The following is a 24395-nucleotide window of genomic DNA, read 5'->3' as shown; positions in this document are numbered from 1 at the left end:
ATGTGAGACCTTCTGATCACCGGATGAGAGAGGCTCATCCCACCGATCAGGAGAGACCCATGCGCAAGATCATCGTTTCCGCCGCCATCGCCGCCGTCGCCGCTCTTTCCTTCGCCGCCCCTTCGCAGGCCGGCTACAGCTACGGCTACAAGCCGCATTGCTTCGTCAAGAAGGTGAAAGCCTACGACTACTACGGCAATGTGATCATCAAGAAGATCAAGGTCTGCAAGTAGGCCGCAGGCCCGCTGACCTCCCGAAGCCCCGGATGTCCCCGCATCCGGGTCTTTTGCCGTGTGGTCCGATGAAGCCGCTCAGTAGCCCGCGCCGCGATCGACGATATGCTCCAGCGGCTTGCCGCTTTCCAGCCGGTCGATCTGCCGGCCGACATGACGGAACAGCGCGCCGACATCGGAGGCCGCCGCCACGTGGGGCGTGATGAACACCCTGTCCATCGACCAGAACGGACTTTCGAGCGGCAACGGCTCCTGCTCGAAGACGTCGAGCGAGGCGCCGTGGAGCGTGCCATCGTTGATGGAGGCGACGATATCGGCCGCCACCTGGCTGCCGCCGCGCCCGCCATTGATGAAGACCGGCGCTCCGAACGGCCCCTTGCGGCTGAGGCGGGTGAAGAGGCCGGTATTGTAGATGCCCCTAGTGTCCGGCGTCAGCGGCAGAAGGCCGACAAGGAAATCCGTCCTGCCGAGGAAGGTGCCGAGACCCTTTTCGTCATGGGTCTCGAAGCCCTCGACCTTGCGGCCGCTCTTCGACCAGCCGATGACGTTGAAGCCGAGCGCTTTCAGCTTGGCGGCCGCATCCTGCCCGAGCACGCCGAAACCCATGATCCCGACGGTGATTTCACTGGCTCCCGGCTGGACGAGCTCGCGCCAGACACGCTTTTGCCGCTGCGCCTCGTAGGCCTGGTGCTGGCGCAGATGCAGCAGGCACTGCATGATCACCCACTCACTCATGCGCGTCGTCAGCATGGCGTCAACGAAGCGCACCAGCGGCACATCGGGCAGGCCCGGCAGCGTCACCACATGATCGACGCCCGCGCCGCCGGAAAACACGACCTTGAGGTCGCCGGCGCGCGAAAAGAGGTCGGCGCCCGGTCTCCAGACCACGGCATAATCGATGCCGGAAAGGTCGCGGTTGCGGCTTGCCGGATGCGAAAGGTTGATCACCTCGCGGCCGGGAAAAGCGCCCTTGAGCGCCGCTGCGACCTTCTCCTGATCGAATTTCAGATCGATGATGACCGGACTTTTCGTCTGCATGCTGCTTCCTGCTACTGGTCGCCCGCTACTGGCCGCCCGTTACTGGCCGATTGCCTCGCTGCCGACCGCCTCGAGATTGAAGGCGGCGGCCATCAGGGCCCTGGTATAGGCCTCGCCCGGCCGTTCGATGATGTCCTTGGCCGACCCCTTCTCCACCACCCGTCCGCCGCGCATGACGATGATGTCGTTGGCGAGCGCCCGTACGACCTTGAGATCGTGGCTGATGAAGAGATAGGCAAGGTTGTGCCTTGCCTGGAGGTCGCGCAGAAGCTCCACGACCTGCGCCTGCACGCTCATGTCGAGCGCCGAGGTCGGCTCGTCCAGCATGACGAATTCCGGCTTCAGGACCATGGCGCGGGCAATCGCGACGCGCTGGCGCTGGCCACCGGAGAATTCATGCGGATAACGCCAGCGGGTCGTCGGATCGAGGCCGGTTTCCTCGAGCGCGGCCGCGACGCGGTGATCACGCTCGGCCTCGGAAAGCGACGGCTCGTGGATCTTCAGGCCTTCCGCCACGATATCGGCGACGGACATGCGCGGCGACAACGAACCATAGGGATCCTGGAAGACGATCTGCATGCGCCGGCGCAGCGGCCGCATTTCCTCGAAGGAATGGCCGGCAATGTCCTGCCCGACAAAGGCGATACGGCCCTTGGACGAAATGAGCCGCGTCAGCGCGAGGCCGAGCGTCGTCTTGCCCGAGCCGGATTCGCCGACGACGCCGAGCGTGTGGCCGGCGCGCAGCTTGAGGTCGATGCCGTCGACCGCCTTCACATGATCGACGACGCGGCGAAGGAAGCCTGCCTTGATCGGGAACCACACCTTCACGTCCTCGGCTTCCATCACCACCGGCTGGCTGTCATCGGCCGGGCGCGGCTGGCCCTTCGGCTCGGAGGCGAGCAGGTGGCGCGTATAGGCGTGCTGCGGATTGGTGAAGATCTCCTCGACCGGACCGGTCTCGACGATCCGGCCCTTTGTCATCACGCAGACCCGATCGGCGAACTTGCGCACGATACCGAGGTCATGGGTGATGAAGAGCATGGACATGCCGTGCTCTTCCTTCAGGCTCTTGAGAAGCTCGAGGATCTGCGCCTGCACGGTGACGTCGAGCGCCGTCGTCGGCTCGTCGGCAATCAGCAGCTCCGGCCGGTTGGCGAGCGCCATGGCGATCATGACACGCTGGCGCTGGCCGCCGGACAGTTCGTGCGGGTAGGCGGCCAGCCGCTTTTCCGGCTCACGGATGCCGACCTGATTGAGTAGTTCGATGATTTTCGCGCGCGCGGCAGGGCCTTCGATATCCTGGTGCAGCTTCAGGATCTCGCCGATCTGCCGCTCGATGGCGTGCAGCGGATTGAGCGAGGTCATCGGCTCCTGGAAGATCATGGTGATGTCGTTGCCGCGCACATCGCGCAGCACCGCATCGGACGCCTTCAACAGGTCCTTGCCGCCAAAGAGGATTTCGCCCGTTGGGTGGCTTGCGGCCGGATAGGGCAGGAGCTTGAGGATCGAATTCGCGGTCACCGATTTGCCGGAGCCGGATTCGCCGACCAGCGCGACGACTTCGCCGCGATGGATGTCGAAGGAGACGCGGTCGACGGCCAGCGACGTGTTGCCGCCCTGGTGGAAGGCGACCGACAGGTCCTTAACGGAGAGGATGGTTTCGGGAGCGCTCACCGGAAGGTCTTCCTCGGATCGAAGGCGTCACGCGTCGCTTCGCCGACGAAGATCAGCAGCGACAGCATGAGGGACATGACGATGAAGGCGGTGAGGCCGAGCCACGGCGCCTGAAGGTTCTCCTTGCCCTGCGCGATCAGTTCGCCGAGCGACGGCGAGCCCGGCGGCATGCCGAAGCCGAGGAAGTCGAGCGAGGTGAGCGTGGTGATGGAGCCGGAGAGGATGAAGGGCAGGAAGGTCAGCGTCGCGACCATCGCGTTGGGCAAGAGGTGCCGGTACATGATCGTCGCATTGCCGACCCCAAGCGCGCGGGCCGCCCTGACATATTCGAAATTGCGGGCGCGCAGGAATTCCGCGCGCACCACGCCGACAAAGCCGACCCACGAGAAGAGCAGCATGATGCCGAGCAGGATCCAGAAGCCGGGCGGCAGGATGGCGGCGATGATCAGCAGTATGTAGAGCACGGGCATCGACGACCAGATCTCGATGAAGCGCTGCATCAAAAGGTCGGTCCAGCCGCCGAAATAACCCTGGATGGCGCCGGCCGTCACGCCGACGATGGCCGAGGCGATGGTCAGCGCGAGGCCGAACAGCACCGAGATGCGGAAGCCGTAGATGACACGGGCGAGAACGTCGCGCGCCTGGTCGTCCGTACCGAGCCAGTTGAGGTTGCTCCAGTTGCAGTTCGGGTCCGCGGCACCGGCCGGATAGCCGGCGCAGCGCTCCTCCTGCGACATCAGCCAGAACGGTTTCGTCGGGGCGGAATGCGGGATGTTCGAATTGGTCGAGCTGTAGGAATAGCGGATCGGCGGCCAGACCATCCAGCCGTTCGCCTCGATCTCGTCCGTGATGAAATCGGAGCGATAGTCGGTCTCGGCAAGGAAGCCGCCGAACTTTTCCTCCGGATAGTCGATGACGACGGGGAAGAGCAGCTCGCCCTTGTAGGAGGCGATGATCGGCCGGTCGTTGGCGATGCCCTCGGCAAAGAGGCTGAGGACGAAGATGGCGAGGAAGATCCAGAGCGACCAGTAGCCGCGCCGGTTCGCCTTGAAATTCTCCCAGCGCCGCAGGTTGGTCGGCGACAGCAGGCCCTTGCGCGGCGGGGCGAGCGGTTTCACGTCGGCAATGGCGCTCATCACACGTCCCTCCGCTCGAAATCGATGCGCGGATCGACCCAGGTATAGATGAGGTCGGAGACGAGGGAGACGACGAGGCCCATCAGCGAGAAGATAAACAGCGTCGCAAAGACGATCGGGTAATCGCGCCGGACGATGGAATCGTAGCCGAGACGGCCGAGGCCATCGAGCGAGAAGATATACTCGATGAGCAGCGAGCCAGTGAAGAAGGCCGAGATGAAGGCGCCGGGAAAGCCGGCGATGATGATCAGCATGGCATTGCGGAAGACGTGGCCGTACAGCACCTGCCGCTCGGTGAGACCCTTGGCGCGGGCGGTCGTCACATACTGTTTCTTGATCTCGTCGATGAAGGAGTTCTTCGTCAGCAGCGTCGTCGTTGCGAAGGCGGACAGGAGCAGCGTGATCAGCGGCAGCGTCATGTGCCACATGTAGTCGAGCGGCTTCTGCCACCAGGCAAGGCTTGCGAAATTGTCCGAGACGATGCCGCGCAGCGGGAACCAGTCGAGGAAGGAACCGCCGGCAAAGAGCACGATCAGCAGGATGCCGAACAGGAAGCTCGGCACCGCGTAGCCGACGATGATGATGCCGGAGGTCCACACGTCGAAGGCCGAGCCGTCCTTCACCGCCTTGCGGATGCCGAGCGGGATGGAGATGGCGTAGGAGAAGATCAGGATCCAGACGCCGAGCGAAAGGGAGACCGGCATCTTCTGTACGATGAGATCGACGACGGAGACGTTGCGGAAGAAGCTCTCGCCAAAGTCGAAGCGCATATAGTCCCACATCATCGAGAAGAAGCGCTCGAGCGGCGGTTTGTCGAAGCCGAACTGCTTTTCGAGCTTGGCGATGAATTCCGGGTCGAGGCCGCGCGCACCGCGATAGGCGCTGTCCTGCCCGACCTCCTGCAGCATGTCGCCGCCGCCCGAAAGCCGGTCGCCGGAGCTCTGGCTGGTGAGGTCGGAAATCACCTGCTCGACCGGGCCGCCCGGCGCGAACTGCACGATCGCGAAAGAAATCGCCATGATGCCGAAGATCGTCGGGATCATCAGCAGGATACGGCGCAGAATATAGGCGCCCATCAGACGCTACCCGCTACGGCCTGTTGCCGGTCTTCCAGTTTTGGCGCAGTCCCGTTGGTCAAGCCCAACCCTTCCGTTCTGCCGCCGCTGGACGCGGCGGTGATTCGTCACCGCTATATGGAGCCGAGGACGCCGCACGGCGCAAGCCCCGCTCATTTGGCAGCGTTCTTCGACCACCAGACATCCGGAAAACCGAGGCCGTAATAGGGCAATTCCTGCGAATGGGCGAGATGTTTCCAGTAGGCCACCTGCACCGACTTGGAATAGAACATCGGCACCAGATAGTGATGGGCCAGCAGCACGCGGTCGAGCGCATGGGTGGTCGCCACCAGTTCGGCGCGGTTGGGCGCGAAGATGATCCGGCGGATCAGTTCGTCGATGGCCGGATCGGCAATTCCGGCATAGTTGCGCGATCCGGTCTGGTCGACCGAGGAAGAGCCCCAGTAGTCGACCTGCTCGTTGCCAGGCACCAGGGATTGCGCCCAGATGCCGTAGATCATGTCATAGTCGAAACTGCGCACGCGATTGGTGTATTGCGAGGCGTCGACGGTGCGAATGCGGGCATCGATGCCGATATCGGTGAGGCTCTTGATATAGGGCAGGACGGTGCGCTCCTGCGACGGGTTGGACAGGAGGATCTCGATGCCGAAGGGCTCGCCGGTCTTGACGTTCACCAGCTTCCTGTTCTTCAGCTCGTAGCCCGCCTCCTTGAAGAGCGTCATGGCCTTGCGCAGGTTCTCGCGCGATTTCTTGGGATCGCCGGCGACCGGATTGGTATAGGGCGTGGTGAAGACGGCAGGCGGCACCTTGTCCTTCAGCTCTTCCAGGATTTCCTTTTCGCGACCCTCCGGCAGGCCGGAGGAGGCAAGCTCGGTGCCCCAGAAGTAGCTGTCGATGCGGTTGAGCCGGCCGAAGGAGAGATTGCGGTTGAGGCTCTCGAAATCGTAGGCGTAGTTCAGCGCCTCGCGCACCCGCTGGTCCTTGAATTTCTCCCGGCGCAGGTTCGGCACGAAGGCCTGCATGATGCCGGTGGCGCGCAGCGGATTCTCGATCTCCTCGCGCACGATGCGGCCGTCCTTGGCGGCCGGGAAATCATAGGCCGTCATCCAGTGGCTGGAGCTGTTGTCGCGGTAGAAATCGACGTTGCCGGCGCGGAACGCCTCGAATTCCACATTCCGGTCGCCGAAGAACGTATAGGTGATCGCGCCGAAATTGTTCTGGCCGACATTCACGTTGAGGTCCTTGCCCCAGTAGTCGTCGCGCAGCTCGAACCGGACGGAGCCGCCCGCCTGGAAGGACGCTATCTTGTACGGCCCGGAGCCCATGACCGGCTCCAGCGTCGTGCGGCCGATATCGCGCTTGTTGCCCTTCGCATCCGTTCCCTCCCACCAGTGCTTCGGCACGATCTGGAACTGGCCGAGAATGTTCGGAAGCTCGTGGTTGTTCTTCTCGTCGAAGCGGAAGGTGACGTCGCGCTCGCCGGTCTTTTCCGCCGAAACGACATGCCGGTAGTAGTTGGCGAGGAGCGGATTGTGCTCCTTCGATTTCTCGAAGGAGAAGATCACATCCTCTGGCGTCACCGGCTGGCCGTCTGCCCACTGGGCCTCCGCCCGCAGGCGGAAGGTCGCCGACGAGATGTCGTCGGGATAGGAAACGCCTTCGGCAAGCAGCCCGTAGGAGGTGGTGATCTCGTCCTCGGCGGATTTCAGCAGCGTGTCGAAGACGAGGGATGCAACGCCGGCCGCCGCCTCCCCCTTGGAAAGAATCGGGTTGAACGTGTCATAGGTGCCGGTCTCGGAGAGCTTCAGCTCGCCACCCTTCGGCGCTGCCGGATTGACATAATCGAAATGCGCAAAGCCGTCCGGATGCTTCAGTTCGCCGATCGTGGAAATGCCGATGCGCCAGTTCCGGTCCGCCTCCTCCTGCGCGCCCGCGCCGGTCGCGAACGCCAGCGAGAGGGCCAGACCTGCCGTGAACACGTTCTTCCCGAAGGCTGCATGCATATGCCAGTTCCCTTTTCCATCCTGTGCCGAAGCATGGCGGAGAGAATAGGCAAAATCCTGGCAATTGACAGACCTGCCATCAAAGGGGCGATTTTTGCCGCGCCTATTCCGGCCGACGATTCACTTCTGTGAAAGGATGATCCTTTAGCCTTTCGCAACGATTGCGACATTCGAGACCGGACAATGCCGACGCATCCCATGCTTTCCCGACTGACCACCTGCCTGATCGCCGCCGGCCTTGCGCTGACCGCCCTTGCCGCGCCGCTTGCGGCCGAAGAGCGGCCCGCCAAGGAGCTGTTCGGCGCCAAGCGCCTGCCGGCGCAGCTGGCGACGGCTTCCTACGGTTCCTATGCCAAGGGCTGCATTGCCGGCGCGGTGGCGATCCCGGCGGACGGGCCTGGCTGGCAGGCGATGCGCCTGTCGCGCAACCGGCGCTGGGGCCATCCCAACATGATTGCGCTGCTCGAGGAGTTTTCGCAGGACGCAAGGCAGCTCGGCTGGCCCGGCCTCCTGCTCGGCGACATTTCGCAGCCGCGCGGCGGGCCGATGCTGTCGGGCCACGCCTCGCACCAGGTCGGCCTCGATGCCGATGTCTGGTTCACGCCGATGCCCGACCAGCGGCTTTCGGCCGCCGAGCGCGAGAAACTGCCCTTCACCTCCATGCTCGACAAGAGCAAGTTCCTGACGGTCGATTCGCGCCGCTGGACCGCCACCCATGCGCGGCTCGTCATGAAGGCGGCAAGCTATCCCCAGGTCGACCGCGTCTTCGTCAACCCCGCGATCAAGAAGAAGCTCTGCGAGACGTGGCAGGGCGATCGTTCGCTGCTCGGCAAGGTGCGGCCGGTCTACGGCCATGACGAGCATTTCCATATCCGCATCAAGTGCCCGGAAGGCGTGGCCGGATGCAAGCCGCAGGCGAAGGTCGCACCGGGCGACGGCTGCGATGCCTCGCTTGCCTGGTGGTTCACCAAGGAACCATGGGCCAAGCCCACGCCGAAAAAGGACGCCAAGCCCGTCAAGCCGCGCTATGTGATGCTTTCCGATCTGCCGAAGGCATGCAGCACGGTGCTTGCCGGTCCCTCGCCGGCCTCCGAACAGGAAGTGACCTGGCGCGGCAATGGCGGCGCTTCGACCGCGCTCGCCTTTTCCGGCAATGCCGGCGGCGAGGTGGGACGCACGATCGAATCGGTGATCGCCGCCGATACGATGCTGCCGGCCATCGTGCCGATCCCCATTCCGCGCCCATACCAGTAACGCAATCCGGCGGCGGGGCTTTTCAAGGCTCCGCTGCTTTTGTATAAGGCGTTCAAATCGATTTAAGTATCCCCGTCGAGCCACGAGGAACGCCCATGTCGCGCCAGAAATGCATCGCCCTCATCGCGCATGACGAGAAGAAGGACGACATGGCGGCCTTCGCGCTGAAGAACGAGAAGGTTCTGGCGCAGGCCAGGATCGTCGCCACCGGCACGACCGGCGGCAGGGTGCTGGAAGCCTGTCCAGGCCTCGACGTGACACGTCTGAAGAGCGGCCCGCTCGGCGGCGACCAGCAGATCGGCGCGCTGATCGCGACCGGCGAGGTCGATATCCTCATCTTCTTCGTCGACCCGCTCACCCCGATGCCGCACGACGTGGACGTGAAGGCCCTGATGCGGCTGGCCATCGTCTACGACATTCCGATGGCGCTGAACCGCGCCACGGCGGAAGACCTGCTCGACTTCGCCGCCAATTGACGACAACCTTGGCCATGGAATAGGCCAAGCGGGACGATCCACGCGAAAGAGAACGGGACAGCTGATGGCACGGCCGAGCGACAACGACACGAACCTCCCCTTCCCGATCCTCGTCGGCGATATCGGCGGCACCAATGCGCGCTTTGCGCTGCTGATCGATGCCTTTGCCGAGCCGAAACAGTTTCCGATCGTCCAGACGGCCGACTTCCCGAACATCGACGACGCGCTCCAGCAATGCATTCTCGACACGAGTTCGGTACAGCCGCGCTCGGCGATCCTGGCGCTGGCCGGCCCCATCGAGGGCGACGAGGTGCCGCTGACCAACTGCCCCTGGGTGGTGCGCCCGCGCGACATGATCGCCAATCTCGGCTTCGAGGACGTGCTGCTCGTCAACGACTTCGAGGCGCAGGCGCTTGCCGTCGCCTCGCTCGGCAACAACGACTGCGAGAAGATCGGCCCCGGCATCGAGCGTCATTCGGCATCGCGCGCCGTGCTCGGCCCCGGCACCGGCCTCGGCGTCGCCGGCCTCGTCCACGCCCGCCACAGCTGGATCCCGGTTCCGGGCGAAGGCGGCCATGTGGATGTCGGCCCGCGCAGCGAACGCGACTATCAGATCTGGCCCTTCCTCGAACCGATCGAGGGGCGCATCTCCGCCGAACAGCTGCTCTGCGGGCGCGGCATCATGAACATCTACCATGCCATCTCGGCCGCCGACGACGTCGATGCGCCGCTGGCGACACCGGCCGACGTCACCGCCAGGGCGCTCGCGCAGGAAGACCGCGCGGCGATCGAGACCGTTTCGCTGTTCTCCACCTATCTCGGCCGCGTGGCCGGCGATATGGCGATGATCTTCATGGCCAAGGGCGGCGTGTTCCTGGCCGGCGGCATCTCGCAAAAGATCCTGCCCGCCCTGCGCGGCCCGGAATTCCGCGACGCTTTCGAGGACAAGGCGCCACACCGCGCGCTCCTCAAAACCATCCCGACCTATGTCGTCACCCATCCGGTCGCCGCCCTTGCCGGCCTTGCCGCCTTCGCCCGCATGCCGGATCGCTTCGGTGTTGCAACCGAGGGACGCCACTGGAAAAGGTGACCCCGCCTTGCGGCTTTGCCGCCGCCCGGACTCGCCAAAAGCAGACTGACACCCTATAGAGCGGCGGACGGGCCGGTCTGGCCGGCCGTCGTCGAGACCGTGCAGGAAAGACAAGTTATTGGCCGATAAGAGTCGTACCGAGCGCCATCCCGTAAGCTCCGACACCGTCGCCACCGTGCTCAAACGCGTTATCGCCGAAAACGGCCGCGAGCATGTGCGCGGCTACGCCATCGCCATCGCCTGCCTCATGGTGGTCGCTCTGACGACGGCCTTTACGGCCTGGATCATGGAATCGGTGGTCAACGAGGCCTTCGCCAACAAGCGCGCCGATCTCGTCATGATCATCTGCAGCGCGATCTTCGCCGCCTTCGTGCTGCGCGGCTTTGCGACCTATTACGAAGCCGTCATCCTCTCCAAGATCGGCAACAACATCGTCGCGCGCTACCAGCGCCGCCTCTATTCGCACCTGATGGCGCTCAGTGTCGGTTTCTTCAACGAATCGCGCTCGGCCTACCTCGCCGCCCAGATAAGCCAGAACGTCACCGGTATCAGGGACGTACTGAACATGACCGTCACCTCGCTTGCCCGCGACGTGCTGACGCTCGTTGCCCTTATCGGCGTGATGATCTCCAAGGACTGGCTGCTGACGCTGCTCGTCTTCGTCGTCGCGCCGCCGCTTCTTCTCGGCCTGCGCTACATTTCCAAGCGCCTGCGCAGCGCGACGCGCGAGGCGGTGGAACTGAACAGCCACGTGCTGGGCGCCATGCAGGAGACGATCCAGGGCATCACCATCGTCAAGGCCTTCACCATGGAGGCGCAGCTCAAGGGCAAGGTCGAGGCCATCATCAGCGAGGCCGAAGGCCGCTCCAACCGCATCGCGCGGCTGACCGAGCGCACGGCGCCGATGACGGAAACCTTCGCCGGCTTTGCCATTTCCGGCGTGCTTGCCTATGCCGCCTACCGATCGATCTACAGCGGCGTGATGCCGGGCGCCTTCTTCTCCTTCGTCACCGCGCTGCTGATGGCCTACGATCCGGCACGACGCCTTGCGCGCCTGCAGGTCTCGCTGGAGCGCGCCGCCGTCAATGCGCGCATGATCTATGAGATCCTCGACCTGAAGCCCCGCCAGGCCGACCGCGCCGATGCCAAGGCGCTTGCCATCACCGATGCGTCGATCACCTTCAAGGACGTGCGCTTCGGCTATTCGGAAACCGAGACGATCCTGAAGGGCGTGTCCTTCACCGCCGAGGGCGGCAAGACGACGGCGCTCGTCGGCCCGTCCGGCGCTGGCAAATCCACCGTCATCAGCCTCATTCCGCGCTTCTACGATCCGGCGGAAGGCGAAATCCTGATCGACGGGCAGGACATCGCCCACGTGACGAAACAGTCGCTGAGGAACGGCATCGCCTATGTGTCCCAGCAGCCCTATCTCTTCGAGGGCACGATCCGCGACAATATCCGCTATGGCCGGCCGGATGCGACGGATGCGGAGATCGAGGAAGCGGCGCGCCACGCCTATGCGCACGACTTCATCCTCGCCCAACCGCTCGGCTACGACACGCCCGTCGGCGAGAATGGCGTGACGTTGTCCGGCGGCCAGCGCCAGCGCCTCTCGATTGCCCGCGCGCTGGTGCGCAATGCGCCGATCCTGCTGCTCGACGAGGCGACCTCTGCGCTCGATACGGAATCCGAACATGCCGTACAGAAGGCGCTGGACGAGGCGATGAGCGGGCGCACCGTGGTCGTCATCGCGCACCGCCTGTCGACCGTCGTGCGCGCCGACAAGATCATCGTGATGCAGGATGGCGCGGTTGCCGAGGAGGGCACGCACGAGGAGCTTGCCGCCCGCGAGAACGGCCTCTACGCTCGCCTCAACAATCTTCAGGCGCCCGCCGGCAGCACGGGCAACTAACAAACGGACAGGGACAAGACATGAGCGGCAACGCAATGAAACTGGTCGTCGTCGGAGCCGCCGGCCGCATGGGTCAGACGCTGATCCGCGCGATCCACGCCATCGAGGGTGCGGAACTGTTCGCCGCGGTGGAACGCGAGGGCTCGCCCTTCATCGGCCGCGACGCCGGGGAACTGGCCGGCCTCGGCCCCATCGGCGTTCCCGTCACCGACAAGCCGCTCGAAGCCTTCGTGGCGGCGGAAGGCGTGCTCGACTTCACGGCACCGGCCGCAACGGTCGAATTTGCCGGCCTCACGGCGCAGGCGCGCATTGTCCACGTGATCGGCACAACCGGTTGCTCGGCCGAAGACGAGGACAAGATCAAGGCCGCTGCCCGCCATGCCCGCATCGTCAAGTCCGGCAATATGAGCCTCGGCGTCAACCTGCTCGGCGTGCTGACGGAAACGGCCGCCCGCGCGCTCGATCCGGCCGACTGGGACATCGAGGTGCTGGAAATGCACCACAAGCACAAGGTCGATGCGCCGTCCGGCACCGCGCTGCTGCTTGGCCTTGCCGCCGCCAAGGGTCGCGGCATTTCGCTTGAGGACAACTCGGTGCGCGTGCGCGACGGGCATACCGGCCCGCGCCCGGCCGGCACGATCGGCTTTGCCACGCTGCGCGGCGGTTCGGTCATCGGCGAGCATTCGGTGATGATCGCCGGCGAGGGCGAGATGGTGACGCTGTCGCACAGCGCGACGGACCGCGCGATCTTCGCCCGCGGCGCCGTCAAGGCGGCGCTCTGGGCGCGCGACCAAAAGCCCGGTTTCTATTCCATGCTCGACGTGCTCGGGCTCAATTGATCAAAAGCGGAGACAGACCCTATGAGCGGAACCCTCGTCCTTGTTCGCCACGGCCAGAGCGAATGGAACCTGAAAAACCTCTTCACCGGCTGGCGTGATCCGGACCTGACGGAACTCGGTGTCGAGGAAGCCAAGACGGGCGGCAAGGCGATTGCCGAAACCGGCATCAAGTTCGACATCGCCTTCACCTCCGATCTCTCCCGCGCGCAGAAGACCCTGACGCTCATCCTCGACGAGATCGGCCAGCAGGGCCTTGAAACGATCCGCGACCAGGCGCTGAACGAGCGCGACTACGGCGATCTTTCCGGCCTCAACAAGGACGATGCCCGCATCAAGTGGGGCGAGGAGCAGGTCCATATCTGGCGCCGCTCCTATGACGTTCCGCCGCCGGGCGGCGAGAGCCTGCGCGACACCGGCGCCCGCGTCTGGCCCTATTATCTGACGGAAATCCTGCCCCGCGTGCTGCGCGGCGAAAAGGTGCTCGTCGCCGCCCACGGCAATTCGCTGCGCTCGCTCGTCATGGTGCTCGACAAGCTCACCAAGGAAGAGATCCTGAAGCTCAACCTGGCGACCGGCGTTCCGATGATCTACACGCTGAATGCCGATTCGACGGTCAAGTCGAAGGACGTGCTCGGCGATATGTCCGGCGCGCACTGAGCGCTGCCGACGACCAAGACAAAGGCCGGCGTTTCCGCCGGCCTTTTCCGTTTCAGGCCTTGCCCGCTTCCCAGCCGAGCATGGCGCGCTTGCGCGTCAGGCCCCAGTGATAGCCGGTGAGCGCGCCGCTCTTGCCGAGCGCGCGATGGCAGGGCACCACGAAGGAAATGGGGTTGCGGCCGACGGCAGCCCCGACAGCGCGCGAGGCGGTCGGCTGGCCGAGCTTTTCGGCGATGGACGAATAGGTGACAGCGCAGCCGAGCGGGATGCGCAGCAGCGCCTCCCAGACGCGCACCTGGAAATCCGAACCGATCAGCACGATGCGCAGCGGCTCCTTCGGGTCCCAGCGCTTCGGATCGAAGATGCGCTGCGCATAGGATGCCGTCGCCTCGCGGTCCTCGACATAGTCGGCATTCGGCCAGCGCGACGACATGTCCTCGAAGGCATCCATGCCATCCGCCTCGTCGGCGAAGGCGAGGCCCGCCAGACCCCGGTCGGTGATCATGACGAGCGCCTGGCCGAAGGGCGAGGGATGGAGGCCGTAACGTATCGTCAGGCCCGCGCCGCGCGCCTTCCACTCGCCGGGCGACATGGCCTCATGCGTGACGAAGAGATCGTGCAGCCTGCCGGGACCGGAAAGGCCGACTTCGAAACTCGTTTCGAGCAGCGGCAGTTCTTCCTGGCGCAAGAGGCGCTTGGCATGATCGAGCGTGACGGCCTGCAGGAAGGCCTTCGGCGACAGGCCGGCCCAGCGGGTAAAGGTCTTCTGCAACTGCGTCGGCGACTGGCCGAGCCGGCCGGCAATGTCGTCGAGGCCCGGCTGCTCGCGATAATCCTCGGTGATCATCTCGATGACGCGGCGGACGGTCGCGTAGTCGTCGCCCTCGGGCGTGATGTCGGTTTGCAATGTTGCGGCGATGTTCATGGGACTTCTCCTGTACCGCCAGAAAAGCACGCTCAAGGCATGCCCGCCACCCGATTCCTGCCGGCGAGCAATTCCAGCAGAGGTATGAAGCGGTTTTGCCTGCGCGATTGCGTAGCAAAGACAGTCAGTAGCCGCGTTTTACCCGCGCCAGCGCGCCGGAAAAGGCGGAAGCGAACCGCTCGCGATCGTCGAGCGGCAGGAAGGTTCCAACGTCGGTTTCCCGCCCGCTGCCGCGCACATGCATGGCGGTGATGCCGATCTTCGCCTTGCGCGAGACGAGAAAGCGCGTCCAGAACGGGTTGAAGACATGTTCCGTCTCCCTGCCCGACGGGCTGATCTTGCGGATCGAGATATTGGTGCGCGATAGCGACACGACTTCACGCGCCCTGGCCGCCCGGTTGTTCAGCCAGAAGGCGCCGAACAGCGCGGCAAAATCGAGACCGAAGAACAGGACGACCGGCCAGGCCCCGGAAATCATGAAAATGGCCATATGGGCCAAGCTGAGCGCACCCGTGATGACAAAGAGGATACGGTGTCCGTTCCGCCCGAGCGACCGGTAGGGGTGCAGTTCGGCGGAAAAGACCGGCAGGTCGTTCATCGTCATGTCGGCGTTGCCTTGCGTCATGACGCAAGACTATAGAAGCATCATGGAAAACGTGAAGACCAAAAAGAAGCCGGGCTCTGCCCTGCCCCGCCGCAAGGCTCCAGCGCGGCCGAAAAGCCTCTATTCGCAGGACGAACTGAAGGAGATTTTCCGGCGTTTTTCCATCCAGCGGCCCGAGCCGAAGGGCGAACTGGAACATGTGAACCCCTTCACGCTCGTCGTCGCCGTGGCCTTGTCCGCGCAGGCAACGGATGCCGGCGTCAACAAGGCGACCCGTGCCCTTTTCAAGGTGGCGGACACGCCGGAAAAGATGCTTGAACTCGGCGAGGAAAAGGTCCGCGACTACATCAAGACGATCGGCCTCTTCCGCAACAAGGCGAAGAACGTCATCGCGCTGAGCCAGATGCTCGTCGACCGGTTCGCCAGCGAGGTGCCGCGCACCCGCGAGGAACTGGTGATGCTGCCGGGCGTCGGGCGCAAGACGGCGAATGTCGTGCTCTCCATGGCCTTCGGCCAGGCGACGATGGCGGTCGACACGCACATCCTGCGCATTGCCAACCGGCTGCGCCTTGCGCCCGGCAAGACGCCGGACGAGGTGGAGGACAGGCTGGTCCGCATCGTGCCGGACGAGTATCTCTACCACGCCCATCACTGGCTGATCCTGCACGGACGGTACTGTTGCAAGGCGCGCAAGCCGGAATGCGAGCGCTGCGTCATCGCCGACATCTGCAAGTCGCCGGAAAAGACCTGCGACGTGCCGGCCCCGCTGGTCGAACTGCCGCAGCAGCTTTTCGGCGCTACGCCCTGACGAGCCCGTCGAGAAGGTCGGCAATCGCACCCTCATAGGCCTTGCGCTCGGCGCCCGCCTCGATGGCGATCGCCGCCCGGTCGAAGGCGGCCGAGAGCAGGCCGGTCAGCGCCTGCAACCGTCCGGCATCCGCCTCCGGGCCGAGAAAAACGGAAAGCCCCGTCTTCAGCGTGTCCTCGGCATTCTCCCGGTCGATCTTGCCGACGCTCTCGAAGCCGAGCACGGCGGGGGCCTCCAGCAGCAGCAGGCGGGTGCGGCCGGGCTCGGCCATCGCGTCGAAATAGGCCGAGGCGCCGAGCAGCAGCGCCTCGCGCGGCGATCCGGCCGGCACCGAGAGCTTCTCGATATGCGCTGCCACCGCCTCGGCCTCACGCTCCAGCATGGCGCGAAAGAGCGCCTTCTTGTCCTCGAAATGGTGGTAGAGCGCGCCGCGCGTCACCCCCGCCTCCGCCACGATGTCGGGCGTCGCAGTTTCCGCATAGCCCTTTTCCACGAAGAGCCGCCGCGCCGCCTCGATCAAGGCAAGGCGCGTCGCCTCCGTGCGTTCCCTGTTGCTGCGTGCCATTTTCCCTCTTTACATACAAACTGCATGCATGTTAATTATCAGAAACATACACACTGTATGTTTATTTTGGCGAAAGGGAAAGAGATGAAAACGACCAGCTACTATCCCGTGATCATGACCGGCGACGTCGCCGGCACCGCCGCCTTCTACCAGAGGCATTTTCGCTTCACCCCCCTCTTCACCAGCGACTGGTATGTCCATCTCCAGTCGAGGGAAGACGAGAAGGTGGCGCTTGCCGTGCTCGACGGCAGCCACGAAACGATCCCGGCCATCGGCCGCGGCAAGGTGAGCGGTCTCCTGCTCAACTTCGAGGTGGAGGATGTCGATAGCGTCTATGACGCCGTGCGCGCCGCCGGCCTGCCGATCCTGCGCGACATCCGCGACGAGGATTTCGGCCAGCGCCACTTCATCACCGCCGATCCGAACGGCGTGATGATCGACGTGATCAAACCGATCCCGCCGAGTGCCGCCTATGCAGCGCTGTATGACGCGTCAGTTCTGCCGCAGTAGGAAACCCGGATCCTTGCGGCTCAGCGCCTTGTGCAGGTGCACCATGAGACCGGCGGCAAAGAGCGGCGTCAGGAGATTGACGATCGGCACCGCCAGGAAGGCCGCGATGAGCAGGCCGGCAATCAGCACCGTCGTGGCGTGCTTGGCCCGGAACAGGCGTGCCTCCTGCGGCGTGCGGTAGCGCATCGCCGCAAACTCGAAGAACTCGCGGCCGAGCAGGTAGCCGTTGACGAGGAAGAAGGCGACGAGGTTGACGCCCGGAATGAACAGCAGGAACAGCGCGACCAGGTTGCCGAGAATGACGACGCCGAGAAACTTGATCGACCCCATGATCGCCTGTCCGAGCGGCAGCGCCGTACCGGGCGCTTCTGCCGGATAGTCGCGCTTCTCGAGGACTTCGGCGACATCGTCGAGGAAGAAGCCTGCAATGATCGCCGTCACCGGCGCCAGCAGAAGTGCAAGCCCCAGCGCAAGGCCGAGGCTGGCGACAATGCCGAAGGCGAAGGTGAGCCAGCCGGCCCAGGCCGGCAGGTCCGGCATCACCGCGCCCTGCAGCCAGGGCCAGGCGAAGGCGATGAAGCTTTCGCGCAGGCCGAACCAGATGACCACGAGGGCGAGAAGGGTGAGTCCCAGAACTTTCCAGAAGACGCCGCGCGTCTCGGGGGCGAAGAGATTGGCGAGCGAAAGCCGGGCCGCGTTGAGGATCATCGAAAACTCCTGTTCGCTTCGCATGTAGGGTGTGGAAAAGCGCCCGGCAAGGCAGGAGGCAGGAACCGCGCATTAAGCCGGCGTTAAACCACGGCTCCTAGACTTTCGCGCACCCGCACGTAGCCGTGCAGCCAAAAATCGGGGAACTGAACTGTCATGCGCAATGTCCGGATCAGCAGGCTCCTGCCCGCGCTCTTCGTCCTCATGGTCGCCCTCGGCGGCCTGCAAGGCGCGGTCGCCTTCCGCTCGCTTTCGGCGATGACCGGCCATATCGAGCGCATCGGCACCGACCGCATGCCGCAGATGAACACCATCTTGCAGTTGAGCCACGCCTTCGCCGACCTCAACGCAACCTATTACGAACACCTGCTGTCGATGGATCCCGACGAAATCGGCCGCGTCGAGGCTCGCATCCAGGAGCGTGCCGACGCCTTTGCCGGCATGGTCGACGCCTATGCCGCCGCCAATAGCGCCGACGCGACCACCGTAGCCGAGATCGACAGCATCAGGGCGACGCTGAAGACCTATGTCGACGAATCCGCAAAGCTCATCCAGTTTTCCGCCATTGCGGCCAAGGGGCCGGCGCTCGAGGTCTACAGAGGCCCGATGCAGGCCAATGCCGATGCGATCACCGCCTCGCTCAACGATCTTGTCGCCCGCACCCAGAAGGTGACGGACGAAACCATCCTTGCCGCGCATAGCGAGCAGGGCACCGCCTTCGCACTCACCTGGGCTTCGCTCGCCGCTGCCATGGGCCTTGCCATCGCCGCCATCTTCCTCGTCAACCGCCGCGTCGTGAAGCCGCTCAACGGCCTTGCCGGCGCGATGAAGCGCCTCGCCGCAGGCGATACCGCCGTCACCATTCCCCATGCCGACCGCACGGACGAGATCGGCGAGATGGCCGGCACCGTCGCCGTCTTCCGCGACAATGCCGCCGACCGGCAGCGTCTGGAACGCCAGAGCGAGGACGACCGCCAGCGCGCCGACGGCGAGCGTCAGGCCCGTGACGCCGAGCGCACCCGTGACAGCGGCCGCGTGCAGGAGGCCGTCGCCAGCCTTGCCGACGCGCTTGGCAAGCTTGCTGCCGGCGACATGACCTGCACCATCGAAAAGCCCTTCGACGGCGATCTCGAGCGCCTGCGCGAGGATTTCAACGCCTCCGTCTCGCGCCTTGGCGATGCGCTGCGGGAAGTGGGCGAGAATGCCCGGGCGATCGATGCCGGCGCCAGCCAGATCAGGGCGGCCGCCGACGACCTTTCGCACCGTACCGAACAGCAGGCCGCTTCCGTCGAGCAAACGGCCGCCGCGCTGGAAGAGATCACCACCACCGTCAAGGATTCGACGAAGCGTGCGGAAGAGGCCGGCGCCCTTGTCGCCCGCACCCGCTCGGGCGCGGAAAAATCCGGCGAGATCGTGCGCCGCGCCGTTGCCGCCATGCAGGAAATCGAAAAGTCCTCCAGCGAGATCACCAGCATTATCGGCGTCATCGACGACATCGCCTTCCAGACGAACCTGCTGGCGCTGAATGCCGGGGTGGAAGCCGCCCGCGCGGGGGAAGCCGGCAAGGGCTTTGCCGTGGTGGCGCAGGAAGTGCGCGAGCTTGCCCAGCGCTCGGCCACGGCCGCCAAGGAAATCAAGACGCTGATCAACACCTCCGGCGAACAGGTGCGCACCGGCGTGTCGCTCGTCGGCGATACCGGGCGCTCGCTCCAGACCATCGTTGCCGAGGTGCAGGAGATCAACAGCCACGTTCAGGCGATTGTCGAGGCCGCGCGCGAGCAGTCGACGGGCCTTCAGGAGATCAACACCGCCGTCAATGCGATGGACCAGGGCACGCAGAAGAATGCCGCCATGGTCGAGGAAACGACGGCCGCAAGCCACGGCCTTGCCTCCGAAGTGCAGGCGCTCAACGCGCTGATCGGCCATTTCAATGTCGGCGGTTCGCTCGCATCCAGCCGCACCGCACAGGCGCCGCACCTGCATATCGTGCCGTCCACCCCAGCCACGCCGCCCGCCGCGCCCGCGCAGGAGCCCAAGCTCGCCCGCAAGTCGCCCGGCCAGTGGAACGTCAAGCCCGCCTCGAACGTCTCGCGCCCCGTCACCTCGCCGGCGCTGGCGCTCAGCGAAAAGCTCGCCGGCGCATTCGGCGTGCGACAGGACAAGGGGAACGACGCGGATTGGGAAGAGTTCTGAGAGGCGCGTGAGAGCTGGAGCAATTCCGGTAAGAACCGGATCATCGCAATTGCTCCATGTTTTTGTTTTGCCACATTTTCCGGCGTCGAAGCGATGCCGCTTCGACTGGAAATGCTCCAGGCCAGCGGCTCAATCTTCTTGCGGCGGATAGATATGTGTCTCGCCGCGGAAATCGCGCAGGCGGAAACAGCCGTCGTCGGCTTCTTCCACGGCCATGGAATCGGCCCGCACCTTGCCGTGGCCACCCGGAATGTCGAGGATATAGGCCGGCTGGCAGAGACCTGAGACGCGGCCGCGCAGAGCTTCGACCAGCGCCCTGCCTTCGGCAAGCGTCATGCGGAAATGCGCCGTGCCGGGCGCAAGGTCCGGGTGGTGCAGATAGTAGGGTTTTACGCGGTTCTCGACGAAGGTGCGCATCAGTTCGGCCAGCACCGCCGCGTCGTCGTTGACGCCCTTCAGCAGCACGGTCTGGCTGATCATCACCATGCCGGCATCGACGATGCGGGCGATGGCGGCGCGAGCCTCCACGGTGAATTCGCGGGGATGATTGGCGTGGAGCGCCACATAGGTCGTCTTGCCCGAGGCCTTCAGCGCCGCAACGAGCGCATCGTCCACCCGCGCCGGATCGACCACCGGCACGCGGGAGTGGAAGCGCACGATCTTCAGATGCGGGATCGCCGCGAGCCGCTCCATGATGGCCTGGAGACGGCGCGGCGAGAGCACGAGCGGATCGCCGCCTGTCAGGATGACCTCCCAGATCTCCGGCCGCGCCGCGATATAGGCGATGGCCGTATCGAGCGCCTTGGCCGAGAGGGTGCCGAGCCCTTCCGGCCCCACCATTTCGCGGCGGAAGCAGAAGCGGCAATAGACCGGGCAGACATGCACGGCCTTCAGCAGCACGCGGTCCGGATAGCGGTGCACGATGCCTTCGACGGGGCTGTGCGCGAGGTCGCCGATCGGGTCGGCGCGCTCCTCCGGCAGGGTCAGGAGCTCGGCGGCATCGGGGATGAACTGGCGGGCGATCGGATCGAGCGGATCATCCGCATCGATCAACGATACGAGCGAGGGCGTCACGGCGACGGCATAGCGCTCGGCCACGGCGGCCGCATCGGCACGCCTGTTCTCGGGGACGAGACCGGCCTCCGCAAGCTCGGCGACCGTCGTCAGGCTGCGCGTCGCCGTCATGGCGCCGTCTCCGCGACCGGCGCCCATAGCACTTGGTCGATGCGCGAGGCGCCCGTCGCCAGCATGACCAGACGGTCGAAGCCGAGCGCGATGCCGCTTGCCTCGGGCATGATGGCGAGCGCGGCCAGAAAATCCTCGTCGAGCGGATAGGTCTCGCCATAGACGCGGGCCTTTTCCGCCATTTCCAGCTCGAAGCGGCGGCGCTGCTCGGCGGCATCCGTCAGTTCACCGAAGGCATTGGCCAGTTCCACGCCGCAGGCATAAAGCTCGAAGCGTTCGGCAACGCGCGGATCGTGCGGGGCGGGGCGCGCAAGCGCGGCTTCCGCCGTCGGATATTCGCAAAGGATGGTGGCGTGGCCGAAGCCGAGTTCCGGCTCCACCTTCTCCACCAGGACGCGGCTGAATAGGTCCGCCCAGATATCGTCTTCGGCCACGCGCAACCCGACGTCCCGCATGGCGGATGCCAGGGCCTGCCGGTCCGTCGAGCCGTCGGGATTGATCGTCGCGAGGAGATCGATGCCGGCATGACGCCGGAAGGCATCGGCCACCGTCAGCCGCTCCGGAGCCAGCGCCGGATCGCAGGTCGCGCCGCGATAGGCGAGCATGGACACGCCCGCCACCGTGGCGGCAAGCGCCAGCATCGCAGCGCAATCGCTCATCAGCACCTCATAGGCCTCGCCCGCCCGATACCATTCCAGCATGGTGAATTCCGGGTGGTGCAGCGGCCCGCGCTCGCGATTGCGGTAGACATGGGCAAAGCAGGCAATGCGCTTTTCGCCGGCCGCCAGCAGCTTCTTGCAGGCGAATTCCGGCGAGGTGTGCAGGTAGAGCGGCGTCTCGGCGCCCGAATGGCCGATGGCGGCAGTCCGGAAAGCGTGCAGATGCGCCTCGTTGCCGGGCGAAACCTGCAGCGTCGCCGTATCCACCTCGATGAAATCGCGCTCGGCAAACCAGCCCCTCAGCGCCGCCTGGATGCGGCCGCGCGCAAGCAGGAACGGCCGGCGGTCGGCATGGACGTCGGGTGTCCACCAGGGCGAGGGCTTCGGGTTTGCGGCGCTCATATGACAGGTTTCTTCGGCCATGCCGGCGGACAGACTGGTCTTTTGCCGGAATATAGGATAGTTGCGGCCCCGAAAACACTTTTTCAGCGTTCGGGGAAGGCGTCTCTAGGCGGTCCTCTACGACGCGATCCATTCAGTTACAAGGAAGACTTATGGTAAAGATCATCGCCTCTTCCGTCCGCAAGGGCAATGTTCTCGAAGTCGACGGCAAGCTCTATGTCGTGCTGACGGCGCAGAACTTCCATCCGGGCAAGGGCACGCCGGTCACGCAGGTCGACATGCGCCGCATCTCCGACGGCGTGAAGGTCTCCGAACGCTACCGCACGACCGAGCAGGTCGAGCGCGCCTTTGTCGAGGACCGCGAGCACAACTTCCTCTACGAGGACGGCGACGGCTTCCACTTCATGAACCCGGAGAGCTACGACCAGCTCACCATGTCGGTGGAAGACATCGGCGACCTGAAGGCCTACCTCCAGGAAGGCATGATGGTCATCCTGTCGGTGCATGAAGGCGTCGCCATCGCGATCGACCTGCCGCGCCACGTCACCCTCGAGATTATGGAGACCGAGCCGGTCGTCAAGGGCCAGACGGCTTCCTCCTCCTACAAGCCGGCGATCCTGTCGAACGGCGTGCGCACGCTGGTGCCGCCGCACATCACGGCCGGCACGCGCGTCGTCATCGCGACGGAAGACGGTTCCTACGTGGAACGCGCCAAGGACTGATCGGTATCCCAGCGATGCCAGCGAGCCGCCCGCCGGAAACGGCGAGGCGGCTTTTCTTCTTCCAACTTCCGGGAAATCCGTTAAGACCAAAGCCCGGCTTATCCAACCAGGACGGGAATCCCGCATGACCAAATTCGACGTGCTGACGGTCGGCAACGCGATCGTCGACATTATCGCGCGCTGCGACGAGAACTTCATCACCGACAACGGCATCATCAAGGGTGCGATGAACCTCATCGATGCAGAGCGGGCGGAACTGCTCTATTCCCGCATGGGCCCTGCCCTCGAAGCCTCCGGCGGCAGCGCCGGCAACACCGCCTCGGGCGTCGCAAGCTTCGGCGCCCGCGCCGCCTATTTCGGCAAGGTCGCGAACGACCAGCTCGGCGAGATCTTCATTCACGACATCCGCGCCCAGGGCGTGCATTTCGAAACGAAACCGCTTGCCGGCACGCCGCCAACCGCCCGCTCGATGATCTTCGTCACGCCGGATGGCGAGCGCTCGATGAACACCTATCTCGGCGCCTGCGTGGAGCTCGGGCCGGAAGACGTCGAGGAAAACGTCGTTGCCGAGGCCAAGGTCACCTATTTCGAGGGTTATCTGTGGGATCCGCCGCGCGCCAAGGATGCGATCCGCGAATGCGCCCGCATCGCCCATGCCCATGGCCGCGAGATGTCGATGACGCTTTCCGACAGTTTTTGCGTGCACCGCTATCGCGGCGAATTCCTCGACCTGATGCGCTCGGGCACCATCGACATCGTCTTCGCCAACAAGGCCGAGGCGCTGGCGCTCTACGAAACCGAGGATTTCGAGGAAGCCTTGACCCGCATTTCGCAGGATTGCCGGCTTGCCGCCGTGACGATGAGCGAGGAAGGGTCCGTCATCCTGACGAAGGGCGAGCGCACCAAGGTGGAGGCGATCAGCATTCCGCGCGTCGTCGATACGACGGGGGCGGGCGATCTCTATGCCGCCGGGTTCCTCTACGGCTACACGGCCGGACGCTCGCTTGCCGATTGCGGCCGGCTCGGCAGCCTTGCCGCCGGCCTCGTGATCCAGCAGGTCGGACCCCGCCCGCTGCTGTCGCTGGCGGAGGAAGCCGCGAAAGCCGGCCTTATTTGAAGGCCTCGCCCGGATAGGCGCCCCAGATCTCGTTCTGCGACACCCAGCCCGCCGTGCCGTCCACTTCGGCACGGCACCAGTCGCCGTTGCATTCGCCGACCTTGATGACGACGCCGGGCTGGATCTTGGCGATGAGCGTCGCGTTCGCCAGCGCCTCGCGGCGCATATTGACATAGATGTCTTCACCCTTGCCGCGCATCCACGGCGCGGCCACGGCGGTACGCTCGCCCGACAGCAGCGCCTGGTTGACCCAGCCCTCCGTGCCGTCCGCATCGCGGATGCGCCGCCAGTTGTCATATTCCTGGATGATTTCGACCGGCACGCCGGACTTCATGTAGCGCCACGCAACGGCATAGTCGACGCTCGGGCCGACACGCAGGTTGACGCTCTTCGCCTTGAGGCTGACGAAGCGCGGCAGCGGCAGGCCGCTTGGGCCCTTGGCCGCCTGGGCATGGGCAAAATCCGGGCCCACGACGGAAACAAGGATGCCCGCAAGGGCGGCAAGACTGAAACGGACGATAAGGTTACGCATGGAAAACCCGCACAAACTGGAAAGGACATCGGGCTGCCGTGCCGGTACGCGATGGCAAATCGCGCGGACCACCCTAT

Annotated in this window: 24 protein-coding genes; 12 read left to right on the top strand and 12 right to left on the bottom strand. The window is 64.8% G+C overall.

Annotation, left to right across the window (positions count from 1 at the left end; genetic code table 11):
• The first annotated feature begins 59 nt into the window (after nucleotides 1–59).
• Nucleotides 60–233 carry a hypothetical protein gene (locus WA950_RS05715; RefSeq protein ID WP_424550727.1) on the top strand — a complete coding sequence of 58 codons (174 nt, stop codon included), beginning with the start codon at nucleotides 60–62 and terminating at the stop codon, nucleotides 231–233.
• A 78-nt stretch (nucleotides 234–311) separates the two neighbouring features.
• Here WA950_RS05715 and WA950_RS05710 read toward each other — a convergent pair whose 3' ends face one another.
• The 5 genes from WA950_RS05710 to WA950_RS05690 all read right to left on the bottom strand — a co-directional run bounded on the left by WA950_RS05710 (nucleotide 312) and on the right by WA950_RS05690 (nucleotide 7160).
• A complete protein-coding gene (locus tag WA950_RS05710; protein WP_424550726.1) occupies nucleotides 312–1271 on the bottom strand; it encodes a 2-hydroxyacid dehydrogenase in 960 nt (319 codons plus the stop codon).
• A gap of 39 nt (nucleotides 1272–1310) precedes the next feature.
• The gene (locus WA950_RS05705; RefSeq protein WP_424550725.1) at nucleotides 1311–2945 is read right to left on the bottom strand and encodes an ABC transporter ATP-binding protein; all 1635 of its coding nucleotides are present in this window, start codon (nucleotides 2943–2945) and stop codon (nucleotides 1311–1313) included.
• Nucleotides 2942–4081 (bottom strand): ABC transporter permease, encoded by a 1140-nt coding sequence (locus tag WA950_RS05700; protein WP_424550724.1) that lies wholly within the window; start codon nucleotides 4079–4081, stop codon nucleotides 2942–2944. The genes WA950_RS05705 and WA950_RS05700 overlap by 4 nt, the downstream gene beginning before the upstream one ends.
• A complete protein-coding gene (locus tag WA950_RS05695; RefSeq protein WP_424550723.1) occupies nucleotides 4081–5157 on the bottom strand; it encodes a microcin C ABC transporter permease YejB in 1077 nt (358 codons plus the stop codon). Before WA950_RS05695 ends, WA950_RS05700 begins: the two co-directional genes overlap by 1 nt.
• A gap of 152 nt (nucleotides 5158–5309) precedes the next feature.
• Entirely contained in the window at nucleotides 5310–7160 is a 1851-nt protein-coding gene (locus WA950_RS05690) for an extracellular solute-binding protein (protein WP_424550722.1), read from the bottom strand.
• A gap of 198 nt (nucleotides 7161–7358) precedes the next feature.
• Here WA950_RS05690 and mepA point away from each other — a divergent pair, with 198 nt between their 5' ends.
• From mepA to WA950_RS05660, 6 genes are all read left to right on the top strand, one after another.
• Nucleotides 7359–8414, top strand: a complete 1056-nt coding sequence (mepA, locus tag WA950_RS05685; RefSeq protein WP_424550988.1) for a penicillin-insensitive murein endopeptidase — start codon at nucleotides 7359–7361, stop codon at nucleotides 8412–8414.
• A gap of 95 nt (nucleotides 8415–8509) precedes the next feature.
• A complete protein-coding gene (locus WA950_RS05680) occupies nucleotides 8510–8890 on the top strand; it encodes a methylglyoxal synthase (RefSeq protein WP_424550721.1) in 381 nt (126 codons plus the stop codon).
• A gap of 64 nt (nucleotides 8891–8954) precedes the next feature.
• Nucleotides 8955–9980, top strand: coding sequence for a glucokinase (locus WA950_RS05675; RefSeq protein WP_424550720.1), 1026 nt, complete (start codon nucleotides 8955–8957; stop codon nucleotides 9978–9980).
• 118 nt (nucleotides 9981–10098) lie between these two features.
• Entirely contained in the window at nucleotides 10099–11892 is a 1794-nt protein-coding gene (locus WA950_RS05670; RefSeq protein WP_424550719.1) for an ABC transporter ATP-binding protein, read from the top strand.
• A gap of 20 nt (nucleotides 11893–11912) precedes the next feature.
• A complete protein-coding gene (gene dapB, locus WA950_RS05665) occupies nucleotides 11913–12731 on the top strand; it encodes a 4-hydroxy-tetrahydrodipicolinate reductase (RefSeq protein WP_424550718.1) in 819 nt (272 codons plus the stop codon).
• A 21-nt stretch (nucleotides 12732–12752) separates the two neighbouring features.
• Nucleotides 12753–13388, top strand: a complete 636-nt coding sequence (locus WA950_RS05660) for a 2,3-bisphosphoglycerate-dependent phosphoglycerate mutase (RefSeq protein ID WP_424550717.1) — start codon at nucleotides 12753–12755, stop codon at nucleotides 13386–13388.
• Between the two features lie 52 nt (nucleotides 13389–13440).
• Here the strand turns inward: WA950_RS05660 and WA950_RS05655 are convergent, their stop codons facing one another.
• Both WA950_RS05655 and WA950_RS05650 read right to left on the bottom strand, forming a co-directional pair.
• A complete protein-coding gene (locus WA950_RS05655) occupies nucleotides 13441–14313 on the bottom strand; it encodes a methylated-DNA--[protein]-cysteine S-methyltransferase (protein ID WP_424550716.1) in 873 nt (290 codons plus the stop codon).
• Nucleotides 14314–14437: 124 nt separating this feature from the next.
• Complete coding sequence (locus WA950_RS05650; RefSeq protein WP_424550715.1) at nucleotides 14438–14938, bottom strand: DUF2244 domain-containing protein; 501 nt, start codon at nucleotides 14936–14938, stop codon at nucleotides 14438–14440.
• Between WA950_RS05650 and nth the strand changes: the two genes are divergently transcribed.
• Entirely contained in the window at nucleotides 14937–15725 is a 789-nt protein-coding gene (gene nth / locus WA950_RS05645; protein WP_424550714.1) for an endonuclease III, read from the top strand. The genes WA950_RS05650 and nth overlap by 2 nt on opposite strands.
• Here the strand turns inward: nth and WA950_RS05640 are convergent.
• Nucleotides 15715–16290: a TetR/AcrR family transcriptional regulator gene (locus WA950_RS05640; RefSeq protein WP_424550713.1), complete on the bottom strand. Its 576-nt coding sequence runs from the start codon at nucleotides 16288–16290 to the stop codon at nucleotides 15715–15717. The two genes, nth and WA950_RS05640, sit on opposite strands and share 11 nt — an antisense overlap.
• A gap of 84 nt (nucleotides 16291–16374) precedes the next feature.
• Here WA950_RS05640 and WA950_RS05635 point away from each other — a divergent pair, with 84 nt between their 5' ends.
• Nucleotides 16375–16800, top strand: coding sequence for a VOC family protein (locus tag WA950_RS05635; protein WP_424550712.1), 426 nt, complete (start codon nucleotides 16375–16377; stop codon nucleotides 16798–16800).
• Here the strand turns inward: WA950_RS05635 and WA950_RS05630 are convergent.
• Entirely contained in the window at nucleotides 16783–17508 is a 726-nt protein-coding gene (locus WA950_RS05630; RefSeq protein WP_424550711.1) for a sulfate transporter family protein, read from the bottom strand. The two genes, WA950_RS05635 and WA950_RS05630, sit on opposite strands and share 18 nt — an antisense overlap.
• Nucleotides 17509–17664: 156 nt before the next feature.
• Between WA950_RS05630 and WA950_RS05625 the strand changes: the two genes are divergently transcribed.
• The gene (locus tag WA950_RS05625; protein ID WP_424550710.1) at nucleotides 17665–19701 is read left to right on the top strand and encodes a HAMP domain-containing methyl-accepting chemotaxis protein; all 2037 of its coding nucleotides are present in this window, start codon (nucleotides 17665–17667) and stop codon (nucleotides 19699–19701) included.
• Nucleotides 19702–19830: 129 nt separating this feature from the next.
• Here WA950_RS05625 and WA950_RS05620 read toward each other — a convergent pair whose 3' ends face one another.
• Both WA950_RS05620 and epmA read right to left on the bottom strand, forming a co-directional pair.
• Complete coding sequence (locus WA950_RS05620; protein ID WP_424550709.1) at nucleotides 19831–20886, bottom strand: lysine-2,3-aminomutase-like protein; 1056 nt, start codon at nucleotides 20884–20886, stop codon at nucleotides 19831–19833.
• Entirely contained in the window at nucleotides 20883–21947 is a 1065-nt protein-coding gene (gene epmA / locus WA950_RS05615; RefSeq protein ID WP_424550708.1) for an EF-P lysine aminoacylase EpmA, read from the bottom strand. The genes WA950_RS05620 and epmA overlap by 4 nt, the downstream gene beginning before the upstream one ends.
• 152 nt (nucleotides 21948–22099) lie before the next feature.
• On the opposite strand from epmA, the gene efp reads away from it, so the two are divergent.
• Both efp and WA950_RS05605 read left to right on the top strand, forming a co-directional pair.
• Nucleotides 22100–22669, top strand: a complete 570-nt coding sequence (efp, locus tag WA950_RS05610; RefSeq protein ID WP_424550707.1) for an elongation factor P — start codon at nucleotides 22100–22102, stop codon at nucleotides 22667–22669.
• Nucleotides 22670–22793: 124 nt separating this feature from the next.
• Nucleotides 22794–23786 carry an adenosine kinase gene (locus tag WA950_RS05605; protein ID WP_424550706.1) on the top strand — a complete coding sequence of 331 codons (993 nt, stop codon included), beginning with the start codon at nucleotides 22794–22796 and terminating at the stop codon, nucleotides 23784–23786.
• Here the strand turns inward: WA950_RS05605 and WA950_RS05600 are convergent.
• Entirely contained in the window at nucleotides 23779–24318 is a 540-nt protein-coding gene (locus WA950_RS05600; protein ID WP_424550705.1) for an SH3 domain-containing protein, read from the bottom strand. The genes WA950_RS05605 and WA950_RS05600 overlap by 8 nt on opposite strands.
• Nucleotides 24319–24395 lie beyond the last annotated feature (77 nt).

It is taken from the genome of Shinella sp. (assembly GCF_049651085.1).
Lineage (GTDB): Bacteria > Pseudomonadota > Alphaproteobacteria > Rhizobiales > Rhizobiaceae > Shinella.
This window is presented reverse-complemented; position numbering and strand designations above follow the sequence as displayed.

What these genes read in the sequence shown, in the direction of transcription:
- WA950_RS05715 (WP_424550727.1), top strand. Translation starts at nt 60, where the DNA reads ATGCGCAAGATCATCGTTTCCGCCGCCATCGCCGCCGTCGCCGCTCTT.
- WA950_RS05710 (WP_424550726.1), bottom strand. Translation starts at nt 1,271, where the DNA reads ATGCAGACGAAAAGTCCGGTCATCATCGATCTGAAATTCGATCAGGAG.
- WA950_RS05700 (WP_424550724.1), bottom strand. Translation starts at nt 4,081, where the DNA reads ATGAGCGCCATTGCCGACGTGAAACCGCTCGCCCCGCCGCGCAAGGGC.
- WA950_RS05695 (WP_424550723.1), bottom strand. Translation starts at nt 5,157, where the DNA reads ATGGGCGCCTATATTCTGCGCCGTATCCTGCTGATGATCCCGACGATC.
- WA950_RS05690 (WP_424550722.1), bottom strand. Translation starts at nt 7,160, where the DNA reads ATGCATGCAGCCTTCGGGAAGAACGTGTTCACGGCAGGTCTGGCCCTC.
- mepA (WP_424550988.1), top strand. Translation starts at nt 7,359, where the DNA reads ATGCTTTCCCGACTGACCACCTGCCTGATCGCCGCCGGCCTTGCGCTG.
- WA950_RS05680 (WP_424550721.1), top strand. Translation starts at nt 8,510, where the DNA reads ATGTCGCGCCAGAAATGCATCGCCCTCATCGCGCATGACGAGAAGAAG.
- WA950_RS05675 (WP_424550720.1), top strand. Translation starts at nt 8,955, where the DNA reads ATGGCACGGCCGAGCGACAACGACACGAACCTCCCCTTCCCGATCCTC.
- dapB (WP_424550718.1), top strand. Translation starts at nt 11,913, where the DNA reads ATGAGCGGCAACGCAATGAAACTGGTCGTCGTCGGAGCCGCCGGCCGC.
- WA950_RS05660 (WP_424550717.1), top strand. Translation starts at nt 12,753, where the DNA reads ATGAGCGGAACCCTCGTCCTTGTTCGCCACGGCCAGAGCGAATGGAAC.
- WA950_RS05655 (WP_424550716.1), bottom strand. Translation starts at nt 14,313, where the DNA reads ATGAACATCGCCGCAACATTGCAAACCGACATCACGCCCGAGGGCGAC.
- nth (WP_424550714.1), top strand. Translation starts at nt 14,937, where the DNA reads ATGACGCAAGACTATAGAAGCATCATGGAAAACGTGAAGACCAAAAAG.
- WA950_RS05650 (WP_424550715.1), bottom strand. Translation starts at nt 14,938, where the DNA reads ATGACGCAAGGCAACGCCGACATGACGATGAACGACCTGCCGGTCTTT.
- WA950_RS05640 (WP_424550713.1), bottom strand. Translation starts at nt 16,290, where the DNA reads ATGGCACGCAGCAACAGGGAACGCACGGAGGCGACGCGCCTTGCCTTG.
- WA950_RS05635 (WP_424550712.1), top strand. Translation starts at nt 16,375, where the DNA reads ATGAAAACGACCAGCTACTATCCCGTGATCATGACCGGCGACGTCGCC.
- WA950_RS05630 (WP_424550711.1), bottom strand. Translation starts at nt 17,508, where the DNA reads ATGATCCTCAACGCGGCCCGGCTTTCGCTCGCCAATCTCTTCGCCCCC.
- WA950_RS05625 (WP_424550710.1), top strand. Translation starts at nt 17,665, where the DNA reads ATGCGCAATGTCCGGATCAGCAGGCTCCTGCCCGCGCTCTTCGTCCTC.
- WA950_RS05620 (WP_424550709.1), bottom strand. Translation starts at nt 20,886, where the DNA reads ATGACGGCGACGCGCAGCCTGACGACGGTCGCCGAGCTTGCGGAGGCC.
- epmA (WP_424550708.1), bottom strand. Translation starts at nt 21,947, where the DNA reads ATGAGCGCCGCAAACCCGAAGCCCTCGCCCTGGTGGACACCCGACGTC.
- efp (WP_424550707.1), top strand. Translation starts at nt 22,100, where the DNA reads ATGGTAAAGATCATCGCCTCTTCCGTCCGCAAGGGCAATGTTCTCGAA.
- WA950_RS05605 (WP_424550706.1), top strand. Translation starts at nt 22,794, where the DNA reads ATGACCAAATTCGACGTGCTGACGGTCGGCAACGCGATCGTCGACATT.
- WA950_RS05600 (WP_424550705.1), bottom strand. Translation starts at nt 24,318, where the DNA reads ATGCGTAACCTTATCGTCCGTTTCAGTCTTGCCGCCCTTGCGGGCATC.